Here is a 25,622-nt window from a genome sequence, read left to right as displayed (position 1 = left end):
TGGTTTGTCCCGTCTTAATGAGCGTGTTGAGTGTGATCTGCTTCGTCGTGGCTATCCATGCCATGCTCACTCATCGCTTTGACTCGTTCTTTTTGCACAGGGCTCAAAACACGCTGCCACGTTTCATCAAAGTGCTGCCAGGCGGACTCTCCCGCGCTATTCACTTGCGCTTTATTCTGACTGCGCAGGGCTGTCCGTACTTCTTCAGCAGAGCGGGCGCAGGCCTGCTTGATTGCATCTTCTTGCTCGCTTTCAACGTCTGCAATCCAGAGCGTACCGTTCACTGCCTCGCAGCCACCTCCCGTTGCCAGGTTCAAGCCACGCGCAGCTTCTACAGATGCGCCTTGCCAGTATGATTCGGGTAAGCCCAGCTTAATGTAGGCAAGGCAGCGGTTGACGCTGGCAAATACACCATCCGGATTAGGCAGAGTTACCCAGGCGTGGACCATTGCCAGGCGGCCGCGATTATCGCCTTTGGATCGATAATTCTTGTCGATCCAGCGATCGGCCAGCCAGCCAATAAAAGGGCGCTCCTCGGTAGCGGCATCGATTGCACGAATAAAGTCGTGCACGTGCCAGTGGTCCTGGTTTCCGGCAAACCCTTCGGGCAGGGGCTCACCGTCTCCGATTCGCACAACAAATGCGACACCTGTCAGTACCTTCTTGCCGTTGATGTCTGTGTACATGAGGTTATTGGGTTGGCTGAAATCGAGTTGATCGCCCGACACGTAGTCAGGGGCGGGGCCCGAGTAGTGGTAACCCATAAGTGGAGCATCATCACCAAAGACCTTCCAGCCTTCGCGCTCGGCGACAGAGAAGTCCCGGTACTTGTCTGCAGCAGCGCGGACCACGGCAAGCTGGCTCTCAACCGTTTGCGGCTGATTGGCGAACACCAAGGGTTCACGCGGGGTTTGCGGTGCTGAGGTGCAGCCCGTAAGAACTGCTGAGAGGGATAGGAAAAGCAATGCACGCATATTAGGTTTACCTACTTAGAGCAATAAACGTTTAGCTCGCGCAGGCTACGATCTGACTGCCAGTCATTATAAGTTCAAAGCCATTGCGCTTGTTTACAGGTAGAACCGCTCATCTTTCTGTTAGTTCAATTGCTGAACAGCCAGTAACGTGTCTGGACCGCTGCACGCCGTTTAACGCGGCCTGTAAATGATTCGATCACTCAATATGTTGCTCAATACCCAGCATAGGTTAGCGCGTGTTAGCAGGGTGATCTGGGTTATGCTAACGCCTTTATCAGGGAGATAATCATGTCTTACGATTTTGACCTATTTGTGATCGGTGCAGGTTCCGGTGGCGTCCGTGCTGCCCGTTTTGCTGCAGGTTATGGTGCGCGCGTAGCGGTAGCTGAAAGCCGTTATCTGGGCGGTACTTGCGTGAATGTGGGCTGTGTGCCGAAAAAGCTGCTGGTGTACGGCGCGCATTTTTCCGAAGAATTCGAGCAGGCCGGTAACTTTGGCTGGACGCTTGAACCGGCCAAATTTGACTGGCCGACGCTCATCCGCAACAAAAATCGTGAGATCACGCGGCTCAATGGTATTTATCGCAACTTGCTGATCAACAGCGGCGTAACGCTGCTCGAAGGCCATGCAAAGATGCTCGATGACCATACCGTCGAGATCGATGGCACGCGTATTACTGCGGCCAATATTCTTATTGCCACCGGCGGCTGGCCGGTTATTCCGGATATTCCGGGGCGCGAGCACGCGATCGGCTCCAACGAGGTGTTCTTTCTCGAGCAACTGCCCAAGCGGGTAATTGTCGTGGGCGGCGGCTACATTGCGGTCGAATTCGCCTCTATCTTCAATGGCCTCGGCGCCCAGACGACCCAGTTGTATCGCAGTGAACTGTTCCTGCGTGGTTTTGATGGGGCAGTGCGTGAACACCTCAAAGATGAGCTGTTAAAGAGCGGTATCGACCTGCGCTTCAACAGCGACATCAGCCGTATCGACAAGCAGGCCGATGGCAGTTTATTGGCCACCTTGAAAGACGGCAGCACGCTTGTAGCTGATTGCGTGTTCTACGCCACAGGCCGCCGTCCGATGCTGGATAACCTCGGTTTGGAAAACACCTCGGTGACACTCGATTCACGGGGTCACATCAAGGTCGATGAACACTATCGTACCGAGGCCAAGTCGGTTTTCGCGATTGGCGATGTGATTGGTCGTGTCCAGCTCACGCCGGTTGCGCTGGCTGAAGGCATGGCGGTTGCGCGTCAGTTGTTCAAGGCGGACGAGTATCGCGGAGTCGATTACCAGATGATCCCGACTGCGGTATTCAGCTTGCCTAACATTGGCACCGTGGGCATGAGCGAAGAACAAGCGCGCGAAGCAGGGCACACACTTAAGGTTTACGAGAGCCGTTTCCGGCCAATGAAACTGACCCTTGGTGAATCGCAAGAACGCACCCTGATGAAACTGGTGGTTGACGCAGAAACTGATCGTGTACTGGGTTGCCACATGGTTGGGCCAGATGCCGGTGAGATCATTCAGGGCCTGGCGGTTGCGATTAAAGCCGGCGCGACCAAAGCTATTTTCGATGACACCATTGGCGTGCATCCGACTGCCGCTGAAGAGTTCGTCACAATGCGTACCCCTGTCGATCGCTGAGGGGCGTATGGCGCAACTGTTCTACTTCGCCGACCTGTTCGGCGTAGCGGTATTCGCTATCACTGGCGCACTGATGGCAGGTCGCAAGTCCATGGATCTGTTTGGTGTGCTGGTGATTGCGATCATTACGGCATTGGGTGGCGGCACGCTGCGTGATGTGATTCTCGGCAACCATCCGGTCAGCTGGATTCGCGATGACACCTATATTCTGATCGCCAGTTTTGCCGCATTAGGCACCGTGGCCTGGGTGCGCATGACGCAGCCGATCCACGAAAAAGGCCTGTTGATCGCCGACGCCTTCGGCTTGGCGGTCTTCACTGTGTATGGCACAGAAGTGGCGTTGCAGCACAACGTGCCGATGAGCACAGCAGTAATCATGGGCGTAATGACCGGCGTGGCCGGTGGAGTGATGCGCGATGTGATCTGTAATGAAATCCCGCTGATTTTCAAAAAAGAAATCTACGCGACAGCCTGCATGGCCGGTGCCACAGTGTTTATCGTCATGCGCTTGCTGGCGACGCCGCCTTGGCTCGATACCAGCGTGGCGATGTTGACGGTGCTGGGTATTCGCCTGGCGGCTATCCGCTGGCACTTGTCGTTGCCGCAATTTCATTTGCTCGACCGCGACTGACAACTAGAGGGTGGGAATAAGCATGATCGAGCGACTGGATCATCTGGTATTAACCGTAAAGGATGTCGAGGCAACGGTGGCCTTTTACTGCCGCGTGCTGAATATGCAGCATGAGGTTTTTGGTGAAGGACGCCATGCCTTGGTGTTTGGCCAGCAGAAATTCAACTTGCACCAAGCAGGTCGCGAGTTCGAACCCAAGGCGCAGGTACCCACGCCAGGTTCCATCGACTTGTGTCTGATCACCCGCTGGAGTAGCGCTGAGGTGCTTAAACATCTGGCAGAGCAGGGCGTGGAAATCGAACAGGGGCCTATTGCACGAACAGGTGCGATTGGGCCCATTGAATCGGTGTATATCCGCGATCCGGATAATAATCTGATAGAAATCAGCCATTACAGCTGATTTCGGCTCGCGCTTTCCCTCTCAGCTTCCAAGCGTAAAAACCCATGCGGGCAGCACCCGCATGGGAATGGCCTAGGCGTCTCTGCGTGCGAATGGATAGCGCGATTGCGCCGCCGCTCGTAGTTGCTCGCGGAAACCACTGGCGACTTTAGGCGCAACGCCGTAGTCATCACTCTGCTCCATCTCAGTTGGCTGCGCTGGTGCATCAGCAATACGAGACTGCTCAGTGGGCTGGTCTGTCTGAGCGCTGCGCGGGTTGGCCGCCTCACTCTGATACGGACCTTTGAGCATCTGATCAGCACTTTCGGCAAACAGCGAAGGGCTGCTGAGCAAACCATTTGCCGACAGACTGATGCGCCCGTGACGCGCAAACATTGCATCCGTCTCGACCTGATTGATCTCCTGATTGCGCTGGACTTCTTCGCCAACGAATTGGCCATCAACCAGGCCCAGGCCTGCGCCAATAGATGGGCTGTCGAAACGCATCGGTGTTGCCAGGCGTACATTGGTACCTTGATTGAGCAGGTTGCTTAGCCGGTTAGCCGTGCTCGAACGCTCAACAACCGGGCTGACGAATACAATCGGCTCACGGTCCGGAATCCCTTCATAAGCATTTGAGTTCGAATAGCCGTAATCAAAGTGCGGGCCATTGCCTGCTGGAATGTATGGCGCTGAGATATTCAGGTTAATCACCAGCTCGGCCTGATCCGTAGCACCGTTGAGGTCGGTGATGGTGTAGGTGAATACATCATCAAGGACTTGGCCGAGCCCGGCCGCCGCCAGCACGGTCGGATTGGTCAGGTCGATGGTGTAGGTGTAGCTGCCGTCTGCGTTGAGAATCAGGGTGCCGTACAAACCCTGAATTGGCTGGCCGATTACACCGGCTGTACCGCTGCCACTTTCAGCGCCCGTGCGCACGCCACTCACGACGATTTGATCGCCGCTGTCGACATCGCTGTCATTGGGCAGCACATTACCAGTGGCTTGCGGGGCAGGGGTCTGGTCGGTTGCAGTAACACTGTCGTTGACCGCTACCGGGTTGTCATCCGCGCCTTGGATGGTGATGCTCAGGCGCGCATCAGAAGTAGCGCCTGCGGTATCACTCATGCGATAGGTAAACACCTCATTAAGCGTGTTGCCCGCCGTGCGTAACGCCTGAACCACCGGGTTATTGTTATCGAGAACGTAGGTGTAGCTGCCATTGGCATTGATTGTCAGGCTGCCATACAGTCCCTTGACGACTTGCCCGGCCGCAGCGCTGTTGCCGTTGCTGCTGGTGAAGAGCAACACCTGTTTGCTTTCACCATTGGCAACACTGTCTACATCGTTGTCGTTGTCGAGCACGTTACCGCTCGGATTCAAACCTGGCGTGCTATTGGCCACGCCACCGGCTTCGACTGCCACGGCTGCATCATCGCTGGCAATCGGCGTGTCGTTACTGCCACGCACTGTGATTTGCAGCTCGGCGCTGTCACCTGCACGGAAAAAGTCCTGGACTCTGTAGGTGAAGACATCGGTCAGGGTCTGGCCGTTGGTGCGTAACGCCTGCACGGCTGCCAAGCTGTTGTCGACGATATAGGTCCAGGTGCCGTCACTGTTCAGTTGCAGATCACCGTATTGGCCGCGCAGCACCGTACCCACGGTGCCTGCCGTGCCAGTGCCCGATTCTGTACCGGTGCGAATGTCGGTGACTGTCAGTACGTTGTCTTCAAGGTCGGTGTCGTTGCTCAGCACGTTGCCACTCGGGTTAACGCCGGGGCTGGCGTTGTTCAAGCCACCAGCCTCTAAAGCCTCGGCGGTATCGGTGTTGGCCACTGGCGCATCATTGCGCCCGAAGATGACGATCTGGATCTGCGCCAGATCGGTCAGGCTGCCGCCGTCGGTGACTTCATAGGTGAAGGTTTCCCTGAGTGTCTGGCCTAACGGAAGGGCCAATACAGCAGGGTTGGCCGTGTCTATCACGTAGGTAAAGCTGCCGTCCGCGCCAATGATCAGTTGCCCGTAAAGCCCATCAACCAGGGTGCCGTTGCTGGAATCGGTTCCCGCAGTGACGCCAGCCAGCGTGCCTGCAGAGGTTTCTGCGCCGAGGCGGATGCCGGTGACCGTTTTGCTGTCGTTGTTATCAGCATCTGTGTCGTTGGTCAGCGCATTGCCTGTCGGATTGATGCTGTTGCCGAGGCCGTTATCGGCCACGCCACGGGCGATATCATCAACTGCAACCGGTGCATCCCATGCGCCCTGAACAGTGATAGTCAACTGGGCAAGGTCAGTGGCTCCAGCGGTGTCGCGCATGCGGTAGGTGAATACCTCAACGACTTGTTCACCGGCCTTAAGCGCCTGCACGCTGGCCAGGTTGTTGTCGACGGTGTAGGTGTAGCTTCCGTTGGATGCAATGGTCAGGGTGCCGTAAATCCCTGTCAGGGTATTACTGGCGATCACAGTATTGAGTGCACCGCCCGCAGCTTCGGTGCCCGTGCGAATACCGGTCACGATCTTGGTGTCGCTGGCGTCGACATCGGTGTCGTTGTTCAACACATTGCCGCTAGGGTTTATCCCAGGGACAGCGTTGAGCGTGCCGCCTTGTTCTCTGGCGGTCGCGGTATCATTGTTAGCGATCGGCGTATCGTTTGCGCCCTGAATGGTAATCGTCAACAGTGCAGTGGTGGTTGCACCAGCCAGATCGCGTACGCGATAGGTGAACACATCGGTCAGTGTATTGCTGGTGGTGCGCAGCGCTTGCACCTGAGCGTTGTCGTTATTAACGACATACTCATAACTGCCGTCAGCATTGAGCCTGAGCGTGCCGAAAGTGCCGATGAAATCAGTGCCAGCAGCCCCTGTCTTAGCGCCCTGGCTGACCTGAGTTACGCTCAGCACATCGCCCGCGTCGACATCCCGGTCATTAGTCAGCACATTGCCTGTCGGGTTGATGCCCGGTGTGGCGTTGCCCGTGCCGCCGGCCTCAAGCGCGGTATTTGCGTCGTTGACGGCAACCGGCGTGTCGTTAGCCCCCTGGATAGTAATTGTCAGGGTTGATGCACCTTCGGCTAGCGCTCTGTCGATCACTGAGTAGTTGAACACATCAGTCAATTCATCAGTTGTACTGCGCAACGCTTGCACGGCAGGCAGATTGTTATCGACTCGGTAGGTGTAGCTGCCATCGGCATTGAGTCGCAACCAGCCGTACAGCCCTTTGAGTTCAGAGCCCAACGTGCCGGCAGCGCCACTGGAGTTACTGAATTGGGAGACTGCTGCGGTTTCTCCGTAGTTAACGCCGTCTTCGTCGGTGTCATTGGTGAGCACATTGCCGGTTGGGTCGATCCCTGCCTGATTGTTATTGACGCCCCCCGACTCCTTGGCGGTAGCAATATCTGGCGTACCCACCGGGTTATCGTTTTTGCCGCTGATAACCACAATTATCTCGGCGACGTCGATTTCGCCTTGACCATCACTGATGGTGTAGGTGAAGCGTTCGGTGAGCATTTGGCTGGGAAGGCGCAGCGATTTCACTGCATCCAGGCTGTTATCCAGCGCATAGGTGTAACTGCCGTCCGCATTGATGGTCAGGGTGCCGTAAGTACCCAAAACAGACGTGGGGGTGCCGTCAACTACTGGGTTCTCAGTGCCTGCAACGCCGCCAGTTTCGGGGCCGGTGCGCACAGAAGTCACGGTAATGGGATCGCCATCCGGGTCGAAGGCATTGGTGGTTACATCGCCAGACGGCACACGACCGAGATCGGTGTTATTGAGGCCGCCATTCTCAACGGCCAGTGCAACAACATTTTGCGCAACGGGTGGATCATTAACGCCTTTCACGGTGATAACCAGTTGGCCAAGGTCGGTTAAGCCGCCCGTGTCGGTAATCTGGTAAGTGAACGTCTCAGTCAGGGTTTCACCTGCCGCCAAACCTTGTACAGCGGTATTGGTGCTGTCCACATCGTAGATGAACGAGCCATCAGCACCGATTGTCAATGTACCGTAGGTGCCGACAATTACGGTGCCATTAGCGGTTGAGGTGGAGCCGCTGGAAACGTCAGAAAGGTTACCGGAACCCGTTTCGACGCCTACTCTTATCCCGGTTACGATCAACTGATCGCTAGGTTGATCGGTGCGATCAACATCCAGGTCTATACCGTTGCCCCCCGGTTGATCTGAGTTTCCGGGACGGCTTGGAAAGGTAATGACGTTTCCGGTTGGGTTACTTTCCTGAGCATTGTTATTGGTTGATGCGGCTTGTGCTTCAGCCGCATCATCACTGGCCACGGGGTTATCATATGCGCCGGTGATGATGACGGTCAGTTGCGCGACGGTATCCAGTGCGCCCGCGTCAACCAACCGATAGCTGAAAATCTCCTGCAGGGTATCGCCGGGGACCATTTGCTGGACGTCCGCATTATCGTTATCGACGACATAGGTGTATGAACCGTCCGCACCGATTGTCAGCGTGCCGTACAAACCAGTGATAACCGTGCCATTACTTGCGCCGGTTGAACCGGCAGTGACCGCATCGAAGTCGCCCGGTAAGTCCTTGGCTCCTACACGGATACCCGAGACACTCAAAACCTCACCATTTGCGGCGGAGTCGACGTCGGTGTCGGGACCAGAAACGTCGGTGATGGCACCAGGGCCGTCGATCACGCCAAGTATTACGTTGCCGCTTGCAGGCCCGGAATCCTGGCCATTATTAACGCCCCCAGCTTCTGCGACAGTGACAACATCATCGACGCCAACCGGCGTGTCGTTGGCACCCTGTATGGTTATAAATAGATTCGCTGTGGAAGAGGCGCCGGCGATATCTTTGATGGTATAGGTGAACGTTTCAGCCAATGTTTGGCCGGATATACGCAGCGCTTCTACAGCCGGATTGTCATTGTCTACCACGTATATATAACCACCGGCCGCATTTACGAACAGAGTGCCGTAATTGCCTTGAATCCCCCCGGATCCAGTGCTTGGCAGGCTGATAGGTGGGTTGCCACCAAATCCGATACTAGTCACACGCAGCTCATCGGCATTGGTGGCGATGTCGACATCGGTATCAGCGGGCGCGTCAGTAATCAGATTGCCGCGCGGGTTAACCCCAGTCACGCTGTTGTTAGTGCCGCCAGCCTCTACCGCCGTTGCGCTGTTGTCATTGGCTTGCGGAGCGTCATTGACTGCCTCCAGCACAATGCTCAGCGTCTCTGTGTCGGTCAATGCATCAGTCAAATCATTGGGAATACCGTTACCGTCTGCTTCACCGAAACTGCCGAGGTCACTGGTGACTACCGTCAGGGTGTCCGTGCCGTTGAAGTCTTGGTCACCCAGATACTGCAGGGTTTTCAAGGCCTCATTGAGATCAGCCTGAGTACCCGTGAGAATCAACGTTTTGCCAGACCCCGAGACGGTTACACCGGTTGGAGTTGGATTGCTTAACGACAAGGTGCCGCTGACCACACTCAGCGTCACTTGCAGATCATGACTGCCTACACCCTGATACCTGTCGGCATCCACGTCGGCAATACTGATCGGGTCGATGGCCAGCAATACATCCTCCTGGCCATTTTGCGTGCCGGGCAGGGTGATGACGGGGGCATCGTTGAGTTCAACGTAACCAGCATCAGCCTCGCCGGTATCGCCCTCACCGAGCGTCACAACAACCTGGCCCAGCGTACCCCCGGTTCCATCGCTGTCGATACGTACGCGCAAATCACCAATGGGTTGTGCATAGCTGATCGTGCCTTTTGGGGTATCAATCTGGAAAATACCCGCCGGCAACACGCCAAACTGATAGAAACCGTTGGCATCCGTTGTGGCCTGGAACGTGAGGTTATCGGCCGTTGTGGTCAGATCATCGTCGGTACCTGCCCACGTCAACGTGACGGTTTGACCGGCCAAACCTGCGCCGTCCACCGCTACACTATCGTCAGCTGAGCCTGTGTCGTTCCACAGTGTGCCGCTGATAACGCCGATGCCGGCACCACTGGTGAGAATGTAGTTGTTGGCACCGGTCTGCTCGCCGGTACGCTCGCCTCGTTCTGTGCCGTCGGCCCCGACACTGGAACCGCCCCAGCTGGTGAAGTCTTCTGGCAAACTGGTCCAGGTCAGCGTCGCATCAGACGTTGCAATCACCACATCGTTTGGCAGGGTCACCGAGTACAGCACTTTGATGGTGACATTCGGGTCGATCTGGGTGAAGTCGACGCTAATCGAGCCGCCATCGGTGAAGCTCACACCAGCGGGTAAAGCGCCTGGCAAATAGGTTGTGCCGCCGATCTGGATACTGATTAAGGTGTAATTACTGGCGTTTGCATTGGCAAAACTGTCCGTCAGTTGCGCATCAAACGCTGGTATTTGACCGTTTTGAGTGAAACTCACGGCAACGGTTGCTGTGCCGGTATTGGTCGCACTGGCGGTGTCTGGATTGAAGCTGACAACTTCCTTAACCATCCCGGTGAAGGAAGACTCAACAATCGTTTCAGTGAGCGTTGGGCTTTCTGAAAGTGGGGTAGGGCCGTCGCCTGAAAAATCTGCGGCTCTTGCAGAAATCGATGCGCCTGCCACGTTTGTGCCGATGTTTTGCACCTTAGCATTGAACTCGATGGTGATCAGCTCAAAGTCGACATCGCGATCATTAACGGTTATGTCCCCAAGGTGGAATATGACCAGAGTCTCGCCAGTGGTCGGGTCTTTGATGACTTCAATCTGCGCAGCGTTGAGCAAGCCTTGCGGTGCCGGACCGGAAAGGTTGGGATCAATAGGACCGACCTCACCTTGAGTCTGATTGCCAATCACAATGCCGTCAGGCGTTACGACGCCCGTCACCGAACTGGTGATGCCATCGTTTGATGTGAAAGAAATCCTCACCGTACCGTCGTTAAGAAACTCGAGCCCATCGCCGAGGCTTACGCGAATGCTGTAGTCATCGGTTGTTCCTTCAGCCAAAACCGCGCTGACCCGATAGCGGATGATTTCGCCAACCGCGACATTTTCGTTCTCGCTGAATGTAGGGTCTGGCGCCGCGGTGTCGGGTAATCCACCGACACGTGCAATGCCAATTTTTTGGGATACCGGGATGTTGATTGTTGAACTGCTGCGATAGTCATTGAGCGCCCCTGAATTCAGGAGGCCATCAGCGCCTGTTCGTTCTCCGGCCGGATCTGCAGTGGTATTGGTGGTGCCGTCCAGGCTCGTCCATTGCACAGTTGCAACGTTATCAAAGCTGGGCACACTTGCAGCCGTTGCATTAACAATACCGCCAACACGGATGTTAATAACCCCGCCTTTGACGATATCAATATTGGCGCCGTCTACCGTTTGCAGGACGTTGCCTGTAAGCGTGAACTGGCTGGTTATGTTGGTGGTTGTAGTGCCGTCGTTATAAACGACGCTGATTAACGTGACATTGCCGAGCTGGCTGGGCAGGTTGTCGAGAAAGCTGATATCAAACGCGTCAAAATCGTTTGAAGACGTGCCGTTGCTGATGGAGATGATGTACTCGACAAGGTCGCCTTCATCCACTTGGCCATCGCCACGCACTACCGTGGTTTGATCAATGGTAAGGGTCGGTTCGCGGATAACCACCGAGGGCTGCCCACCGGTTAATGCGACAGTGCGGTCGACAGGCGTTGTGCCATTCGGAATATCACCATCTGCATCGCTGTAAATCAGTTGTGCATTATTTTGCAGGGTCTTATTGGCTTGGTTGTCGCTGATATTGCTGGCCACGAGCCGAACACGCAAAACGAAACTGTTATTGCCGGTGTTGTTATCCGCCGACGTGGTCGAAGCCGTGAAAGTGAAACGCACATCGCCGCCATCGTCCCCCAACGCCCCGGTTACGGCGGTAAATGTGCCGACGACAACATTGCCGGCAAAGTCGGCGCTGAGTGCGCCACTGTCGGCCGCCAGTAAAATCAGCTCATAGCCGCCGGTGCCAAAGCTGGTGTCCAGTCGCATCCCCTGCGGAATGAGGTCTTCAATTCGCAGGTTTTGTGTGCCGCCCTCTGGCAGCGTCACAACGATGTCGTAGAGCATGCTTTCGCCAATCACCAGGTCGTTACCGCTGGTGTGAGTGGCACTTGAGTCGGAATCATCAAGGCTGCCATCGGCAAATACCTTGCGTATTTCGGGTGCGGCAATCTGCTGGCCAGCTACTTCAGTCAGGTCGTTCGGAGTAAAGTCGGTGCCGCCATCAACACTGGCGTAATTGCTCAGGGTTGCCGTGCTTTGCAGCGTGCTGCTGGCGGTAATCGCGGTGTCGACCGTCGCGTCGTAAGTGATAATCACCACGTTGGCGCCGCTGGCATCGGCAGCTGTTCCTGCGCGCCCGGCGAGCAAGCTGGCGGTGCTTCCGGCATCAAGGAAAGTAATGGCATTGCCATTGACACTGTAATCGGTGCCCAACACCAACAGGGTGCCATCGCCGCGATAAATTTGCAGATTGGCCGCCGCTAAACTGCCGCCGACAAAGCTCAAGCCGGAGGGCAGGGTGATGCTGGTGGTGACATCAAATGCACCGCCACCGCCGGTGTTCTCAATCGCGGTGGCAAGGCGCAGCGTGTCGCCGGCGTCGATACCGGTTACATCGCCATTAACTGCCAGCGGATCAGTCACGCTACCGGTAAACGGGGCTCCGGTCGTGTCGGGCGCTTGCCATGTACCTGTTGTCCCGCTGATGGTGCCGTTCGAACTCGAAACAACACCGTGGGTGATGCTCAACTCAGGCTCGGCAACCGAGACAATCGCCACAACATCCGAGGAGACCAGTGTTTGCTGGGTCGCCAGCGTGGTTTGCTGGCTGGACTGCGCCAGAACATCCAACGAACGCTGGTCGGCAAACGGCTGATTACCGACCAATACAGTGAATTGAACAACTATGCGCGTGCCGCCAACATCACTGGTTGCATAGTCGCCGAAATCGAACACAACGGAGTTGCCGGGACCGGTTGTTACACTCACGAGCGCACCGTTATTGGTGTTATCAGCGCCCAAAGTCCAAGTACCAACGCCTGTGCCTTGTGTCCAGGAAACGCCGCTCACATCAAGCAGTGGTTCAGGCAGGTAGGCAGTGAGGATGAAGTTTTCATAGTCGCCGGTAACAAGGTCATAACTGAGCTCAAACGTAACGACATCGCCGGGGCGTATTTCACCATTTGCCGGCGGTGTGCCGTTATTAACCGAGGCAATGGATATATCGACGCGGTTGGTCGGCACGGTCACACTGGCGCTGGATGTATCGGTTTGTGCGACATCGCTGCCGACGTTGAAACGGTCTGTCAGCACTGTGCCGGAAAGAATCGCACTGTTACTGAGGCTGTCGCCTTCGTTTATCTCTTGCTGGTCTGCTGGGCTGGTATAGGCCTGGCTGATCAAGCTGCTGTAAGTGATAACAGCGCGGGTTGCGCCTTCCTGTACATCATCAAACGAGAGATCGCCGTTGAGCCAGCCGCTGACACCGCCAAAAGCGTCTCTCAACGACTGGGCGATGTCGAAAACAATAGTGCTGATGCCTGTAGTGGAGTCTGTAGTGACTGTGCTGACCAACGCTATCGACTGAGTAACGCCAGCAATAGTTACACTCATGGTGGCGCTGCCCGGCACCAGAGATTGGCCGTCACCGAGTGTGTCAGTGACGAGCAGACTGCCTTCGTTGAAAAAATCTCGGCCGTAGGCAAAGTAGTCGGATATTTCAATGTCCAGCGTGTATTGCAAGGTATCGCCAGGGCTTACGCCAGATGCACCTTCGTCGATCTGAATATCGACTTGTTTTTCCAGAGTTAACGACTTGGCAATGAAGGTTGAAGTATTACCGGTGCCGCTGAACTCGATTGTTGTTGCGGGCGCAGTTACATCACGGGGGTCAATCGGCACCCAGCTTCCCTCCGCAGTTGGAGGGCCAATGGTGATAGTGCGTGGAGCGCCCGTAGCGGGGTCAAGTACAGAAAGCCCACTGCTGTCGACTTCTGGTACATAGAACGAAACCACCGTATCGGTTGACCCGGTCAGGTTGGCATATTCAACACTGAATGAAGAAATATAAACGTCATCCGCCGCGATAGCAGCCTGGATTTCCGCAGGATCGGTAACAGTGGTGCCGTCATACAGTGTTAACGAGGTAATCACGCCGCCAGCGCCCGGCGTAATGGCGGTGACTTGTATGTTATCGGGTAAGGGTTGAGTGATGACTACATTGGTTAATGTCTGGCCGGGCGCTGGAATTACGGTGGCTGTGTAGCTCTGGTTATGATTGGGGCCAGTAACTGTTTCGCCTTCAGGTGTGCTCAGGGTTTGATCGAAAGTGATCACCGTTGGGTGGATGACAAAATCGACGAAGCCGGGCATGACGATGCTGGGGTCATCAGTCGGGTTGTCGAGTGAATCATTACCGAGCTCAAAGCCGCTACTGACTTGGATGGTCAGGTCGGGGGCGCCGTCTGAGAAATCGGTGTCTGCCAGATTGCTCAGGCTGCCCGTAATCACAATCGGCAGCGCTGGCTGGTTCCTCGAAATACTGGCAAAGGGCAGGGCGATGACTACCAGTTGATCACCTGGATTGCCGGTGATGATCAATGGGTTGCCACTGGCATCTTTAGCCAGTGGGTGCGTTGCGTTGCCGGATGCATCAAAGGTGATGACGGTCGCTGAAAGTGACTGGCCTAGGTAAGTAGCCGAAATGAAAGTAGCGCCATCGTCGCCATCAACGCCGGTCGCCGGCATGATCACGTTCAAAAATGGGGCGTAACCCAAGGCTGTGTCGTCTGTTGCGTTGTTTGAGAAATTGACCGTGAAAGTAAATTGATCGCCGAGCAGTACATCCTGACCCGTAGAGCTAAGGGTAACTGTTGGACTTGCATCCGCCAGCAAGTTGGCGTAGCCGTCAATCACATCGGCGCTGAGCACTAAAGCCTTGTCGATATTGCCACTGCGTACTTCTAGGTCCCAGTCACCGCCCAGCGCAGCACTGCCAGTGTCATCACTTGAGGCGCCAACATCCGCGCCAGTAATGCGTGCAAGCTCGCTGACCAATACCCGACCGGCTTCACCTGAACCCACGTTACAGCCGTACAACTGGATATCTGCGCCTTGGTTGAGGGATGCACTCCAACTGCTCAAGAGACCGGACAGTTGACCGACGTTGTCACTGGAAAGCGTGCGATTGCCCAGCGTGAATTGTCCGCTGGAACCGTGGGAAAGGATCTGGATTGAATCGACTTTGCCCATTTCGGTAAGGGCTGACGAAATCGCGGCGAGGCCATCTTCCGAGGTGTTAACCACCAACACCCTCACATTGGCCGGCAACTGCGCAGTTAGCTGATTAGCATTCTCGACCCGGCTGTCGACCACCAGTAACTCTTTGGCTGCTGAATAGTCAGTAGGCTTGGCCGTGGCCACTTCGCTCGGGGCCGCATAATTAGGCGCCGTGTCGTTCGATTCATGGGCGTCGGCCGTGTTGTTGTGCTGCTGGTCTACAGCTGCCGCCGCCGCACCGTCGAACAAAATACGCTGTTCGAGGGCTAACGCCTGACTCCGCGGGCGAAAAACGTTTAGAGCAGAAGAGCTCGGCTTGCTCTGCATATCCATATCCCCAAGTGTTCGCGACACTCAACCAGTCCAGTATTGTGTGGCTTTTTATCAAGGCCAATTCACTGAAGAATAGACTCACTTTTCAACTGCTGCACAGGCTCGCCTGTCGAAAAGATGGGTCTAGCACGGCTTTTTGGGGATGACTGGTATGGGGGAGGTCTAGCAGTACTTCATCGGCAGGCGGGCTTGAACCTACAGCAACTGATCAACTAAAAGTGCACCTCAGCAATCTTGAGGCCCATCGCGGACAGCTCGGCGATAAGCAGATTGAGATCTGCAAATGACTCGACTTGCTCTTGGTCATCAACCAGGAAAAAACTTCGCCCGGCATTTTTCTTGAAGAAAACAATCCATTCCTTGGTATTGCTTGGGTTCGCACTGATGTGGGTTTCGAGAGAAACGCCTTCAGCCAGCCTTGCTTTTACATCCTGACGCCTCATGGGAGCCTTCCTGGTTGGTCGGGTGAGTTGGCAGTCTATCTCCGGTTGCACCTGTGCAGATAGCGCGGCTGCAAGAGGGGATTTGACATGCGGGGCAGATTCGATCAGTGACAGGCGTAAAGGTTCGATGCGGTTTAGTCCGAATCGCAACCTAATCGCGATGTAGCTGTGGCCTGAGTGAAGAGGACTTAATTTTTACTGTGCGTCTCGCCGTATGCTCTTATACATAATTTAACATAATATACATTATGCGTAGTAATAGGTATTACATTCAAAGCATCCCCTCATGCAATTGCCCACAGAAAATCACAATTTCTTGCCTGATCAGGCAACCACGGCTTGCCGCTTGTTAGCTCTGATTCCTGCAGCCTATGCGTTAATCAAGCTGCAATCTATACGGTGCGTGAAAGCTGGCCCGTTTTGTATGTGGAACCAAGTAGTCAGGATAAGCCAACAACATGCACCATCACACAACCATGCAGAACCAACAGTACCTTCGCGGCTGAGTTCCGTCTTGCTTCGACCTCAATGGTCGCCGCTAACGGGAAAACCGACCAAATCCATTGACCCATGAAACCGGCGACTTTATGATTTGCACCAAAACCTACCGACCGATAGGAAGTTTAAAGAGTAAATCATGGCTACCAATTCCCTAACCCCAGCAGCCGAGCGCATTGTTTTGCATGCCTTAGAGCATTTTGCTGAACGCGGTTATGACGCGGCGTCTCTGAACGATATTGCAGGCAGCGCTGGGATCAAGAAGGCATCGCTCTACGCCCACTTCACCGGCAAAGATGATCTCTACAGCGCGGTGCTGAACCTCGCGTTGCAGCACGAGCGAGACTACGTTGCGGCACAGTTCAAGGCCGAGAACTCTGCTGAGGTGCCCGGTGAGTGTTACGTCACTAATCTTCAAACACGGTACGCACAAAGTGCGGCGTTACGATTTCTGCTGCGGGCAGCCTTTTATCCGCCGGCACCGCTTGAGCACAAAGTGAAAGCAGATTTTGGCGAGTATCTAACCTTCATCCGTGGGCATTTTCAGGCGTGCCTTGAACGCTCGTATGCAGGGATATCTGCACCTCGTGCGGACTTGCTCGCAGAGGCCTATTTAGCCTTGATCGACAGTCTTAACGTCGAGCTTATATACGGGAACGACGCCGCCTATTTACGGCGCTTTGATGCGATACGCCAACTGCTTAGCATCATTGGCCTGCCGTTAGTTGAGCGCTCGGCCCCGGATATGCGTTAACCAAAGACGCCGCAACCAGCGGTCAGGTTCCCAGCTTTTTACATTGTCGAATGCAATGCGCAACCCGCATTGAACGTTGTTTTGGATAGATACGATGAACTCAAACATTGATCTGGTTGCGACACTCGCAAGCCGTGGTTTTATTCACCAGTCCACTGATCTCGAAGGGCTTCGTACTCACTTGGCTACCGGCTCGCGAACCGTGTACCTGGGTTTTGATGCGACAGCGGATAGCCTGCATGTCGGGCATCTTCAGGGGATTATGCTTATGCGCTGGATGCAAAAAGCTGGGCATCGGCCGGTTCTGTTGATTGGCGGTGCTACCACACGCATCGGCGATCCGAGCTTTCGCGATGAGAGCCGCCCTCTCCTCACCAATGAGCAAATTGACGCGAATATTGCCGGCATTACACGCACTTTTTCGCGCTATCTAACCCTTGGCGAGACGGCCGGTCAGGTCGTTGATAACGCAGAATGGTTGGATCAGATCGGCTACCTGCAGTTCTTGAACGACGTGGGCCGCTACTTCTCGATCAATCGCTTGTTGACCTTTGACGCTGTGCGTCAGCGCCTTGATCGCGAAAACTCGTTGTCGTTTCTGGAGTTCGGTTACACGTTGCTCCAGGCACATGACTTTACCGAACTGGCCAAACGTCATAACTGCACGGTGCAATTGGGCGGCGCAGATCAGTGGGCAAACATAATCAACGGTGTCGAGCTCGGTCGCCGCCGTGATGGCCGTGAACTGTTCGGTCTTACGATGCCGCTGCTGGCAACGGCGGATGGCAAGAAGATGGGTAAATCCATGAACGGAGCTGTGTGGCTGGATAGCGAGCGGCTTTCGCCCTTCGACTTCTGGCAGTTCTGGCGCAATTGTGACGACCGTGATGTTCGACGGTTTCTCGCTCTCTTTACCGAGCTGCCACTCGACGATATCGACCGTTTAGCCAACGTAGACGGCGCCGCGCTGAACCAAGCGAAAATTGTGCTCGCCAATCACGTGACGGCCCTAGCTCACGGCGAAGCAGCGGCCGAGCAAGCCAGCGCCACGGCCTTGGCTTTGTTTGCGGGCGGCAAGCATGGAAATGATTTGCCTTGTTTCTCGGTAGATCGATCTCAGCTGACTGGTGGCCTCACCGTCGCTGCTGCATTGGTGACGTGTGGAGTGGAGCCTTCACTAAGTGCCGTGCGGCGCTTGGCCAAAGGCGGTGGCCTGCGTGTGAACGGAGAAGTAATGCAATCCGGAGACGAACTATTGAGCCCTGACGATTCGCGCTGGCATGTTGCGCTGGGCAAGAAACGTCACATCCAGATTGAAGTTTCGCAGTGAATTCTTTCTATCTGGCATTGTAAAAATTGATGCGTAACAGCACAGAGCAGCCGCTACCTGCATAGCGGCTGCTCTGTTGCGCAAAACGTTCGGCGGACATGGGCTGACTCAAATCGAGGCATTCTGTTGATCGCTGAGCGGCGAGTTTGCGCGAGCGGTTGTGAATGCAAGCGCTACGATCAACAAAGCCTGAGCCTGCTCAGGTTAGAACATTGAACTCACTGACGATCCACCAGACTTCTGCTGCCAAGGCGATGATGACAAACGCCTGATGATAACGGTCATTGGCGACGCGGGTGCCGATAAGCGACATAGTAATCAAACACGCCTGACGTATTTGATACTCGATTCCCAACGCACGGAAATGCTCATCACCTTTCAGTGCACTGTCGATCATGTCGACTGCGAACAACGCTGCAAGCAGGCCATAAAACCAGGTTCGGCGTGAATGGAAATACGCTTTGAACCCGGAGTATTCATCGAGGTTGTCTGGAAACAAGATGGCGCAAATGAAGAAATACAGCGCGGCATAACAGATAACAAAGAAGTACAGCTCAAAGGTCCAGCGCGTTATTTTGACCAGCGCAAACTCGAACCACCAAAAATGCACGACAGCGAGCAGCAAGAAAAATACCCAGGCCAAATGCACGCTATAGATGTATTCACGTTTTGGGTGCTGCACGAAACGCGCAAGGCCATTGAGCAGCCTTGCCACGCTGAGGCCTGTTACCATGCCGATGATCACTCGAACGTGGAAAAACGAGTCCGGATTGAGTACCTCTGACTCCATACACGATCCTTAGAAGTGGAACCCATTGACCCATCTATGATGGCTACTTGCTGAGTAAATCATCTGTGAAACGCCATATGCGTTTGTGCACAGGCTTATGCGGTTGGACGTGCGCAAAGTTGTTTCGAGTGTAGAAGAAAACAGCGGTTTATCACTCCCCTGCCCTTGATCGCTTCGACTCCAGTGAACCCGACGCCGTTTACGCCGGGCTGTAGCAAATGCAGCTAGTCGAGAAAGAAATTCGCGGCCAGCGGTAGCAATACGGCAGTGAAAACGCCAAGCAAACTCATGGCCAGTGCTGCAAATGCGCCAGTTTCGCTACTTTCTTCCAGGGCGCGGGCGGTGCCGATGGCGTGTGCATTCATGCCATAAGTCATGCCGCGTGCAGCTGGATGCACAACGCCAACTCGACGCAATAACATTGGCCCGAGCGCTGTGCCGATAACCCCGGTGAGCATGACGAACACTGCCGCCAACGATGCGATACCGTGCAACTGATCCGTCACCAGCATGGCAATAGGCATGGTTACTGATTTAGATGACAGCGTAATCATCACGGGCAGGCTGGCACCCAGCAAATGGGCAATCAGCACGGTGAGTACCACGATCAAAATTCCACCGACCAATACCGTGATAAGAATTGGCCATAGCAGCAGACGTATACGCTTCATATTGTTGTAAAGCGGTACGGCCAAGCCAACTGTTGCCGGGCCTAACAGCATTGCAATGGGTTCTGCGCCTTGGCGATAGGTTGTGTAATCAAGGCCGGTAATCAGCAAGGTCGATACGATCAGAACCATTGCAACCATGACCGGCTGCAGCACCAACCAACCACTACGACGGTAAATCACGACGGCAATTTGAAACGCAACCAACGTCACAACCAACGAGAATACCGGATTGAATATGAAGTTGTGCCAGGCGGCTGAAACGTCACTCAGGCTCATTGGCAGCCTCGGCTTTGCGTTCAAGGCGCACGGTGAGGTACTGCATCAGCAGGCCGCAAAGCGGTACGGTAATAATCACCGAGAGCACTAGCGCCGCTGCAATGGCCACTCCTTCGTCGAGTAAGGCGGTGCCGGAAACCATGATTCCGGCAGCAGGCACTACCAGCAGCAAGGGTAGATAGCTCAACAGCCAGTTAGCCGCTTGTTGCAGTGACTCATCAATCCCGCGTATGGCCAAAATAACCACCAGCAACAACATGCCGATAATGGCGCCGGGCAACATCGGCAGCCACAGGGTGCTTATCAAACTCCCCAACAATTGCAGCGCTAACAGTAAGGTCAGTCCTTTGAGCATGAGATTTTCTCGACGGAAAAACTCTAACTATGCCTCGCAGTAAAGCGACTGCATAGCATCAGTCGTGAACACAAAAACCATATCAGTCAGTTGAAAACCCAGGATTCACTTATAAAAAGTCGTGTAGATCACATCAAAGCCGAACTCACCGGGGTTTAGTCGCTCTAGTTGGGACAGTTCGGCGGTGAAGGAAATGTCGGTTCCGCCCGAGGGGATTTGTTTAGCCTGTTCAGTACCAAAGGGAATGTAGGCGCCCGTCTCGGTATTTTTCAGCTTGAGGATGACCCGGGTCTTTTCATCCTGAATGCCCTCCCCGCCGCTCACAGGCACATAGCCAGGCGCAGAGAAACTAGTTGTGGTGTTGGCGATTGAGCTGCACGTCCATGAAAACTTGAAGTCCTTGCTGGGCTTCGTATCCCCCAACCGCGTAGGGATAGTGGGAAAAACCACATTGGTCGGCGCAGTCATGGTGCAGGTTGTCGCTGCAGCATCGATGGTGGCAACTGACGGCACCACGCGCAGGGTCTTGGTGTTTGTCGCAGCGTTGGAATAACGCGCCGTCATGAAACTGACCGTGCGCGGGAAATCCAGGGCGATGTGGGTGGTGTCGGTAATCTGACCGTCCTTGATTACATCAAAAACCTTTACGCTATTGCTGCCTTCAACACAGGTATCGGCATTTCCGTTAGCAGGTCTTATCGCGTCAATCTGAACCCGATTATTGACGCCACCCAGTTTGGTCAGGAAAGGATCGGAACCAACACTCACACCCCCTGCGACCCGATAGGTGAGTCCATCGACATTGGTCAGAAGATCGGCGCCACTTCTCACATTGTTTTCAGTTGCCATACCGAAGCGAATGGTCCGGTCACCCGAACTCATGGGGATTGAGCATGAGTACTGATAATTAACGGTCACATTGCCGATCACAGTGCCCGCGACGATGTCGTTGTTCACCGCAGTCATGCCTGAGTAAATTGTATTCAAAGCAGAGAAGCGGCATTCCCAATTCTCAACGCCGGAACACGAGGCAAGCGCATCGCCGGTAAACAACAATCCTGTCAGTGCACTGAGAGTCGTGGGCACGAGCAACGCCCGTGCATTTGCAGCTAAAAATGAAGTCTTCATGAATATAAGATCCTTTTATCATCATGATTGGCAATTAGCTGGCTTCAGATATGCACTGCGCCTGAACCTGCACATAATTACCGTCGGGCGCGTCTTCGGGCCTGTCGTAAACCAGCGTACAAGACTCGTCTATTCCTTGTCCCCACACAACGCGCAGTTCGGGATATTCCCCACGAATAAAGATAAGACCACCCTGCCCCACAAGGCTTACCTGCTCGCCGGCAGCATCTAAAACCTGAGCGCCGAAAGGAATCTTAGGGTCGCGCTTAACGCGCAATAACAATGGGCTACCGGTAACTGTAGGGTATTCAAGCTTAACAACGGCCCCCCGACGCGGCACGGTTTCTTGAGAAGTCAGTGACAACTCAACATCACGTGAAAGCCCTTTAGGGTCGAGTGCAACGGTATTTTTGCGATACGGGGTCAGGTTGGTCACCGCCGCATATCCGCCAGCGTTGACTTTAGTCCCTAATCCGCCCCTGATCGCCGCGCCTTCTGCGCCCTCTGCCTCGATCAAGGCCATGGTGTCGCCCTGCTCCGGCGACGCGACTAAACCGCCGCTGTGTGCCAACAAGGTGCCGGTTGCAGAGACTGTATATTGGCTGAAGTCTTCACCTTGACTGGTGCTCGTACCTAACTGGGTCAAGCTCGTACGGTACTGCAAATCGCCACCGTAGTTTTCAGTGTTACCCGAGCTGTCCAAGTCGGCAGCGCCGTAAACACCATAATTGAGCTGATCGTTAGCACCGCCGGTGCCATTCAAACTGGTACGAAAACCATGCTTGTCGTCACCGTCCGACGACACACTGGTATTGATATAGGCGCGATCGCTGCCAAGTTCAAAAGGCATGCTGATAGTGAGCAAGAACGAATCACTGGACTCATCACTGTCATCCTCAAGATCACGGCTGGCAGTAAGGTTGACATTGCCCCAACTGAAGCTCTTGTTCAGACCGATTTGAAACGTCGTGGTGTCTTGCTCCGAGTCCCAATAATTCTGCACAACACCAGACATATAAATGCTGCCGTAGTCGCCTATGGGTTGATCTAAATTGAATTGATAACGACTTTTCTCTCGGTTGAAGTCGTTTAACGGATTATCACTCAACTGCACGAAGTCCGAGAACGCCAAATAGTCTTCATTGGAAAAGCGCGATGCCGTAATTGAAATATTCGTTTGGCTGTAGTCAATAAAGCGGTTGTAACTGAGTCGATAACTTTCACCCGAGAATTTGTCGTCTTCGGGGCGGGCATCAACAGAGAGATTACTGGCTTGAGTGTGCGTAACATCCAACGAAATCGCGCCCAGTGGCGTACCGACTGCTGCACCGGCAAGAAATGCATAATAATCCTGCGCGCCAGTCGCACCGGTATACAGCGTCAAATCATTGGTGATACCACGGCGGTATGTGCCTTGAGCGAACTCGGGCTCATCAGAAATATTATCGTCTCGGAAACGGCCCAGCGTAGTACTGAAGCGTGAAGTGCCGGGCCGCAGCATTTGGATTACCGCCGAGAAAGGCACAGTGAAACGTTTAACCCTGCCATCGGCCTCGGTGACTTCTACATCAAGATCGCCCGAGTTGCTGTTGGGATAAAGATCATTGATAGCAAAAGGGCCTGGAGCAACGGTTGACTCGTAGATAACGTTATCACCCTGAGTAATAGTTACCTTCGCATTAGTGTCTGCCGTACCACGCACAACCGGAGCGAAACCACGCTCAGTCTCAGGCAGCATTGACTCATCGCTGGCTATCTGGATGCCCGTAAACGAAAAGCTATCCAGGGTTTCACCTGGCGTAAAGTACTCTCCCACGGTGAACTGAGACAGCGCCCCAGTTACATCGGTCTGCACATAGGTCTTTTGCGAGTCGTAGTCTGATGCCTCATCATTTTTATTCTCGTACCGGCCATCGTGTCGAAAGCGCCAGCCTGCGATATTGATGCCGGTGCGCAAGTTAGCGCTGAAAGAGGATGAATCATCCGAACCAGTTTGCTTATTGAGGAACGCATTAGTTGAGTAGTTAATGTAACCGGCAGTGATACCCGCATCCCAATCTTCTGGATCGATGTAATCCGGTCTGACCATGCCTACATACGCTTGGGGAATACTCAACTGGGCATTGAGTTTTGCTAAGTTCATGCTGAATGTAGCATCGGGAATGAGCATCTTGGCTTCGATGCAAGACTCTTGCAGAAGCTGCTTGACCTTTTTCTGGTTGGGCAAGCTTGGAATGTCGACACCCCATTGTGCGACGTCTGACGCCGTGAAACAGAAGCGTTTCTCGCCCTCTTCTGCCTCATCTTTGATTACTGTAACGGTCTGGCGAAGCGACGACTGACCATTAACAATAACATCGATCCGATAAGTGCCAGCATCAATCGCCCCTGCTTTAGCAAAACGAGACAGGTCTATGTTCTGGCCCATCCCCTTAAGCAGGCTACTGTCGAACATCTGATCATCATCGACCGGGTTCTCATCTACTTCAGTTGTTTTCTGTATATCGCTTTCTGATGTCGATTGACTCTCTGACAGAGGTGTTTCCTCAGCAAATACAGCTTGAGGCGACATTAGAAACAGCACAACTATAAGCAAATTCGACTTTGAAAAAATAGACTGAGTGCAGAAGTCATAAGATTGCCAGCGCACAGTTACACCAATTTATTATGAAAAATCAAACAAAGCTAGATGTTAGCGATGCACTCACTTAAGTTTGGTGACTTGTGTTTGGGCGATACCAAAATCATTGAGCCAGCGGAAGGTAATGGTTCCACTTTTTAATGGTCCGGGTGAGTCAGTGAGGGGGTAATCCTTGCTTGCCATAGGACTAATCATCCCACCATTCTTGTTGTTGTATTCCTTACCCGCAGATTCTAACTTCACACCACTAATACTTGTGTGGTATGGACTATCATTCGTAGCGCGAAGTACATAGTGGTCCGTATCTTTAACCATGGACCACGTTATTGCCTTAGCAGCGTCATAGATTGTGCCGTGTAAACCGACAGGTCGATAAAACAACTTTATGCGAGACCTGAAAGCCATCCGCATAACGTTTTTGCCTTCGACATCCTTCTTTTTCGCCGGGATTTCAAGTACGTTCAACCAGTACACAGACTCTTTATCGTTGGGCAGTGGCTCTCCTGTATAGGCGATTCGAAGTGTCTGGCCTTCTTTCGGTTCAATACGGGTAAGCGGCGGCGTTATGATAAAAGGCAGTTCTTCAACGCCTGGAGCCACTGCTGGATCACCACTGTCGAGCCATGCTTGTATGAGTGCCGGGGTGTCATTCTGATTGGTCATATCAACTGTAATCTCACGCGCATCGCCTGGATAAACAGCCCGCGTACCAGATAAAGTAACACTGGCATTGCTGGCAACAGACACGCTCATGAGAACAACGACTAAACCAAAATTACGAACACAATCTTGCACAAACATACACTGTCCTTAGTGATGACCAGCAGCTAATTACTGCTTATTGATACTCAAGGGTGTAAACGAGAGCAGTGTTAACCAAACCTGCAATAACTTGACCGTTGGTGCTAACATACTGAGCCTTATACGGCAGAGATGCTGCATCGTTGGTAATATCGATGTATGGGTTATTTGTTTGTGCCTCACTGGCGAGGTCAATACGGGTACCATCGCCATCAGTGATTTGTACTTGTACGTTAGCTGCGCCACCGTCGACTGGAGCAGTGTTGTTTTGAAGGTTGCCAGTACCGGTATTGACGTTGTCAGTTTCGAAGTAAGCACGAACCTTGCCGCCAGCGCTGCAACCAGTAAGTGCGAAGATGAAGTCTTCTGCGCCCGCTACATCACCTGTTGCGGCCAACTGAGACGAAGAAACATCAGGCAGGGTCAGAGTGGCATCGCCCGTGCCGCCATTAACTGATACATCACAAGAGTTGGTGGTAACCAGACCGTTGATTGTGATAGTGCCGTCAGCAGCAACAGCCATACCAGACGAGAGGATGCCCATGCCAATAACAGCGGTTGCGATAATCTTCTTCATAAATTCCTCGATGCTTTCAGATGTTAGAGTTGTTGTTACTCACGTGCATGAATTTGCCCAGAGCAACAACTGCACAATAGCCAAAGTTTGAAAATTAATATGTAGGAAAAGTCCGACTTATATGGGTTATGATAAGATTTTTTG

At 53.8% G+C, this 25,622-nt stretch carries 15 protein-coding genes; 5 read left to right on the top strand and 10 right to left on the bottom strand.

Features of this window, described 5'->3' with window-relative positions:
- Positions 1–14: 14 nt before the first annotated feature.
- Positions 15–974 carry a hypothetical protein gene (locus PMYSY11_RS10770; protein WP_150549176.1) on the bottom strand — a complete coding sequence of 320 codons (960 nt, stop codon included), beginning with the start codon at positions 972–974 and terminating at the stop codon, positions 15–17.
- Positions 975–1,262: 288 nt separating this feature from the next.
- Here PMYSY11_RS10770 and gorA point away from each other — a divergent pair, with 288 nt between their 5' ends.
- From gorA to PMYSY11_RS10755, 3 genes are read left to right on the top strand one after another with little or no spacing between them, the layout of a single operon-like run.
- Positions 1,263–2,621 (top strand): glutathione-disulfide reductase, encoded by a 1,359-nt coding sequence (gene gorA, locus PMYSY11_RS10765; protein ID WP_150549175.1) that lies wholly within the window; start codon positions 1,263–1,265, stop codon positions 2,619–2,621.
- 7 nt (positions 2,622–2,628) lie between these two features.
- Positions 2,629–3,252 (top strand): trimeric intracellular cation channel family protein, encoded by a 624-nt coding sequence (locus PMYSY11_RS10760; RefSeq protein ID WP_069900368.1) that lies wholly within the window; start codon positions 2,629–2,631, stop codon positions 3,250–3,252.
- 22 nt (positions 3,253–3,274) lie between these two features.
- Complete coding sequence (locus PMYSY11_RS10755) at positions 3,275–3,652, top strand: VOC family protein (protein WP_150549174.1); 378 nt, start codon at positions 3,275–3,277, stop codon at positions 3,650–3,652.
- Between the two features lie 72 nt (positions 3,653–3,724).
- Here PMYSY11_RS10755 and PMYSY11_RS10750 read toward each other — a convergent pair whose 3' ends face one another.
- Together PMYSY11_RS10750 and PMYSY11_RS10745 are read right to left on the bottom strand one after the other, a co-directional pair.
- Positions 3,725–15,208, bottom strand: coding sequence for a VCBS domain-containing protein (locus tag PMYSY11_RS10750; protein ID WP_150549173.1), 11,484 nt, complete (start codon positions 15,206–15,208; stop codon positions 3,725–3,727).
- 218 nt (positions 15,209–15,426) lie between these two features.
- On the bottom strand, positions 15,427–15,657 hold the full coding sequence (locus tag PMYSY11_RS10745) for a hypothetical protein (RefSeq protein WP_150549172.1): 231 nt from the start codon (positions 15,655–15,657) through the stop codon (positions 15,427–15,429).
- A gap of 637 nt (positions 15,658–16,294) precedes the next feature.
- Between PMYSY11_RS10745 and PMYSY11_RS10740 the strand changes: the two genes are divergently transcribed.
- A complete protein-coding gene (locus PMYSY11_RS10740) occupies positions 16,295–16,909 on the top strand; it encodes a TetR/AcrR family transcriptional regulator (protein WP_150549171.1) in 615 nt (204 codons plus the stop codon).
- A gap of 94 nt (positions 16,910–17,003) precedes the next feature.
- On the top strand, positions 17,004–18,239 hold the full coding sequence (gene tyrS / locus PMYSY11_RS10735; RefSeq protein WP_150549170.1) for a tyrosine--tRNA ligase: 1,236 nt from the start codon (positions 17,004–17,006) through the stop codon (positions 18,237–18,239).
- A gap of 199 nt (positions 18,240–18,438) precedes the next feature.
- Here tyrS and PMYSY11_RS10730 read toward each other — a convergent pair whose 3' ends face one another.
- The 7 genes from PMYSY11_RS10730 to PMYSY11_RS10700 all read right to left on the bottom strand — a co-directional run bounded on the left by PMYSY11_RS10730 (position 18,439) and on the right by PMYSY11_RS10700 (position 25,478).
- Positions 18,439–19,029 (bottom strand): hypothetical protein, encoded by a 591-nt coding sequence (locus PMYSY11_RS10730; RefSeq protein WP_150549169.1) that lies wholly within the window; start codon positions 19,027–19,029, stop codon positions 18,439–18,441.
- A 224-nt stretch (positions 19,030–19,253) separates the two neighbouring features.
- Positions 19,254–19,976: an LrgB family protein gene (locus PMYSY11_RS10725; RefSeq protein WP_150549168.1), complete on the bottom strand. Its 723-nt coding sequence runs from the start codon at positions 19,974–19,976 to the stop codon at positions 19,254–19,256.
- Positions 19,963–20,331 carry a CidA/LrgA family protein gene (locus PMYSY11_RS10720; protein WP_090515931.1) on the bottom strand — a complete coding sequence of 123 codons (369 nt, stop codon included), beginning with the start codon at positions 20,329–20,331 and terminating at the stop codon, positions 19,963–19,965. The genes PMYSY11_RS10725 and PMYSY11_RS10720 overlap by 14 nt, the downstream gene beginning before the upstream one ends.
- Before the next feature lie 105 nt (positions 20,332–20,436).
- Complete coding sequence (locus tag PMYSY11_RS10715; RefSeq protein ID WP_150549167.1) at positions 20,437–21,459, bottom strand: hypothetical protein; 1,023 nt, start codon at positions 21,457–21,459, stop codon at positions 20,437–20,439.
- Between the two features lie 34 nt (positions 21,460–21,493).
- Complete coding sequence (locus tag PMYSY11_RS10710; protein WP_239655572.1) at positions 21,494–24,031, bottom strand: fimbria/pilus outer membrane usher protein; 2,538 nt, start codon at positions 24,029–24,031, stop codon at positions 21,494–21,496.
- 132 nt (positions 24,032–24,163) lie between these two features.
- Positions 24,164–24,901: a fimbrial biogenesis chaperone gene (locus PMYSY11_RS10705; RefSeq protein WP_150549166.1), complete on the bottom strand. Its 738-nt coding sequence runs from the start codon at positions 24,899–24,901 to the stop codon at positions 24,164–24,166.
- A 37-nt stretch (positions 24,902–24,938) separates the two neighbouring features.
- Positions 24,939–25,478: a fimbrial protein gene (locus tag PMYSY11_RS10700; RefSeq protein WP_150549165.1), complete on the bottom strand. Its 540-nt coding sequence runs from the start codon at positions 25,476–25,478 to the stop codon at positions 24,939–24,941.
- Between the last annotated feature and the right edge of the window lie 144 nt (positions 25,479–25,622).

Source organism: Pseudomonas marincola, assembly GCF_900682675.2.
GTDB lineage: Bacteria > Pseudomonadota > Gammaproteobacteria > Pseudomonadales > Pseudomonadaceae > Aquipseudomonas > Aquipseudomonas marincola.
Note: the sequence above shows the minus strand (reverse complement) of the source record. Positions and strands in the feature narration are given on the sequence as shown.

Bases quoted from the DNA above. Each gene is read 5' to 3' on its own strand.
- PMYSY11_RS10700 (WP_150549165.1), bottom strand. From the start codon at position 25,478: ATGAAGAAGATTATCGCAACCGCTGTTATTGGCATGGGCATCCTCTCG.
- PMYSY11_RS10755 (WP_150549174.1), top strand. From the start codon at position 3,275: ATGATCGAGCGACTGGATCATCTGGTATTAACCGTAAAGGATGTCGAG.
- PMYSY11_RS10745 (WP_150549172.1), bottom strand. From the start codon at position 15,657: ATGAGGCGTCAGGATGTAAAAGCAAGGCTGGCTGAAGGCGTTTCTCTC.
- tyrS (WP_150549170.1), top strand. From the start codon at position 17,004: ATGAACTCAAACATTGATCTGGTTGCGACACTCGCAAGCCGTGGTTTT.
- PMYSY11_RS10710 (WP_239655572.1), bottom strand. From the start codon at position 24,031: ATGTCGCCTCAAGCTGTATTTGCTGAGGAAACACCTCTGTCAGAGAGT.
- PMYSY11_RS10720 (WP_090515931.1), bottom strand. From the start codon at position 20,331: ATGCTCAAAGGACTGACCTTACTGTTAGCGCTGCAATTGTTGGGGAGT.
- PMYSY11_RS10740 (WP_150549171.1), top strand. From the start codon at position 16,295: ATGGCTACCAATTCCCTAACCCCAGCAGCCGAGCGCATTGTTTTGCAT.
- PMYSY11_RS10705 (WP_150549166.1), bottom strand. From the start codon at position 24,901: ATGTTTGTGCAAGATTGTGTTCGTAATTTTGGTTTAGTCGTTGTTCTC.
- PMYSY11_RS10730 (WP_150549169.1), bottom strand. From the start codon at position 19,029: ATGGAGTCAGAGGTACTCAATCCGGACTCGTTTTTCCACGTTCGAGTG.
- PMYSY11_RS10750 (WP_150549173.1), bottom strand. From the start codon at position 15,208: ATGCAGAGCAAGCCGAGCTCTTCTGCTCTAAACGTTTTTCGCCCGCGG.
- PMYSY11_RS10725 (WP_150549168.1), bottom strand. From the start codon at position 19,976: ATGAGCCTGAGTGACGTTTCAGCCGCCTGGCACAACTTCATATTCAAT.
- PMYSY11_RS10770 (WP_150549176.1), bottom strand. From the start codon at position 974: ATGCGTGCATTGCTTTTCCTATCCCTCTCAGCAGTTCTTACGGGCTGC.
- PMYSY11_RS10760 (WP_069900368.1), top strand. From the start codon at position 2,629: ATGGCGCAACTGTTCTACTTCGCCGACCTGTTCGGCGTAGCGGTATTC.
- PMYSY11_RS10715 (WP_150549167.1), bottom strand. From the start codon at position 21,459: ATGAAGACTTCATTTTTAGCTGCAAATGCACGGGCGTTGCTCGTGCCC.
- gorA (WP_150549175.1), top strand. From the start codon at position 1,263: ATGTCTTACGATTTTGACCTATTTGTGATCGGTGCAGGTTCCGGTGGC.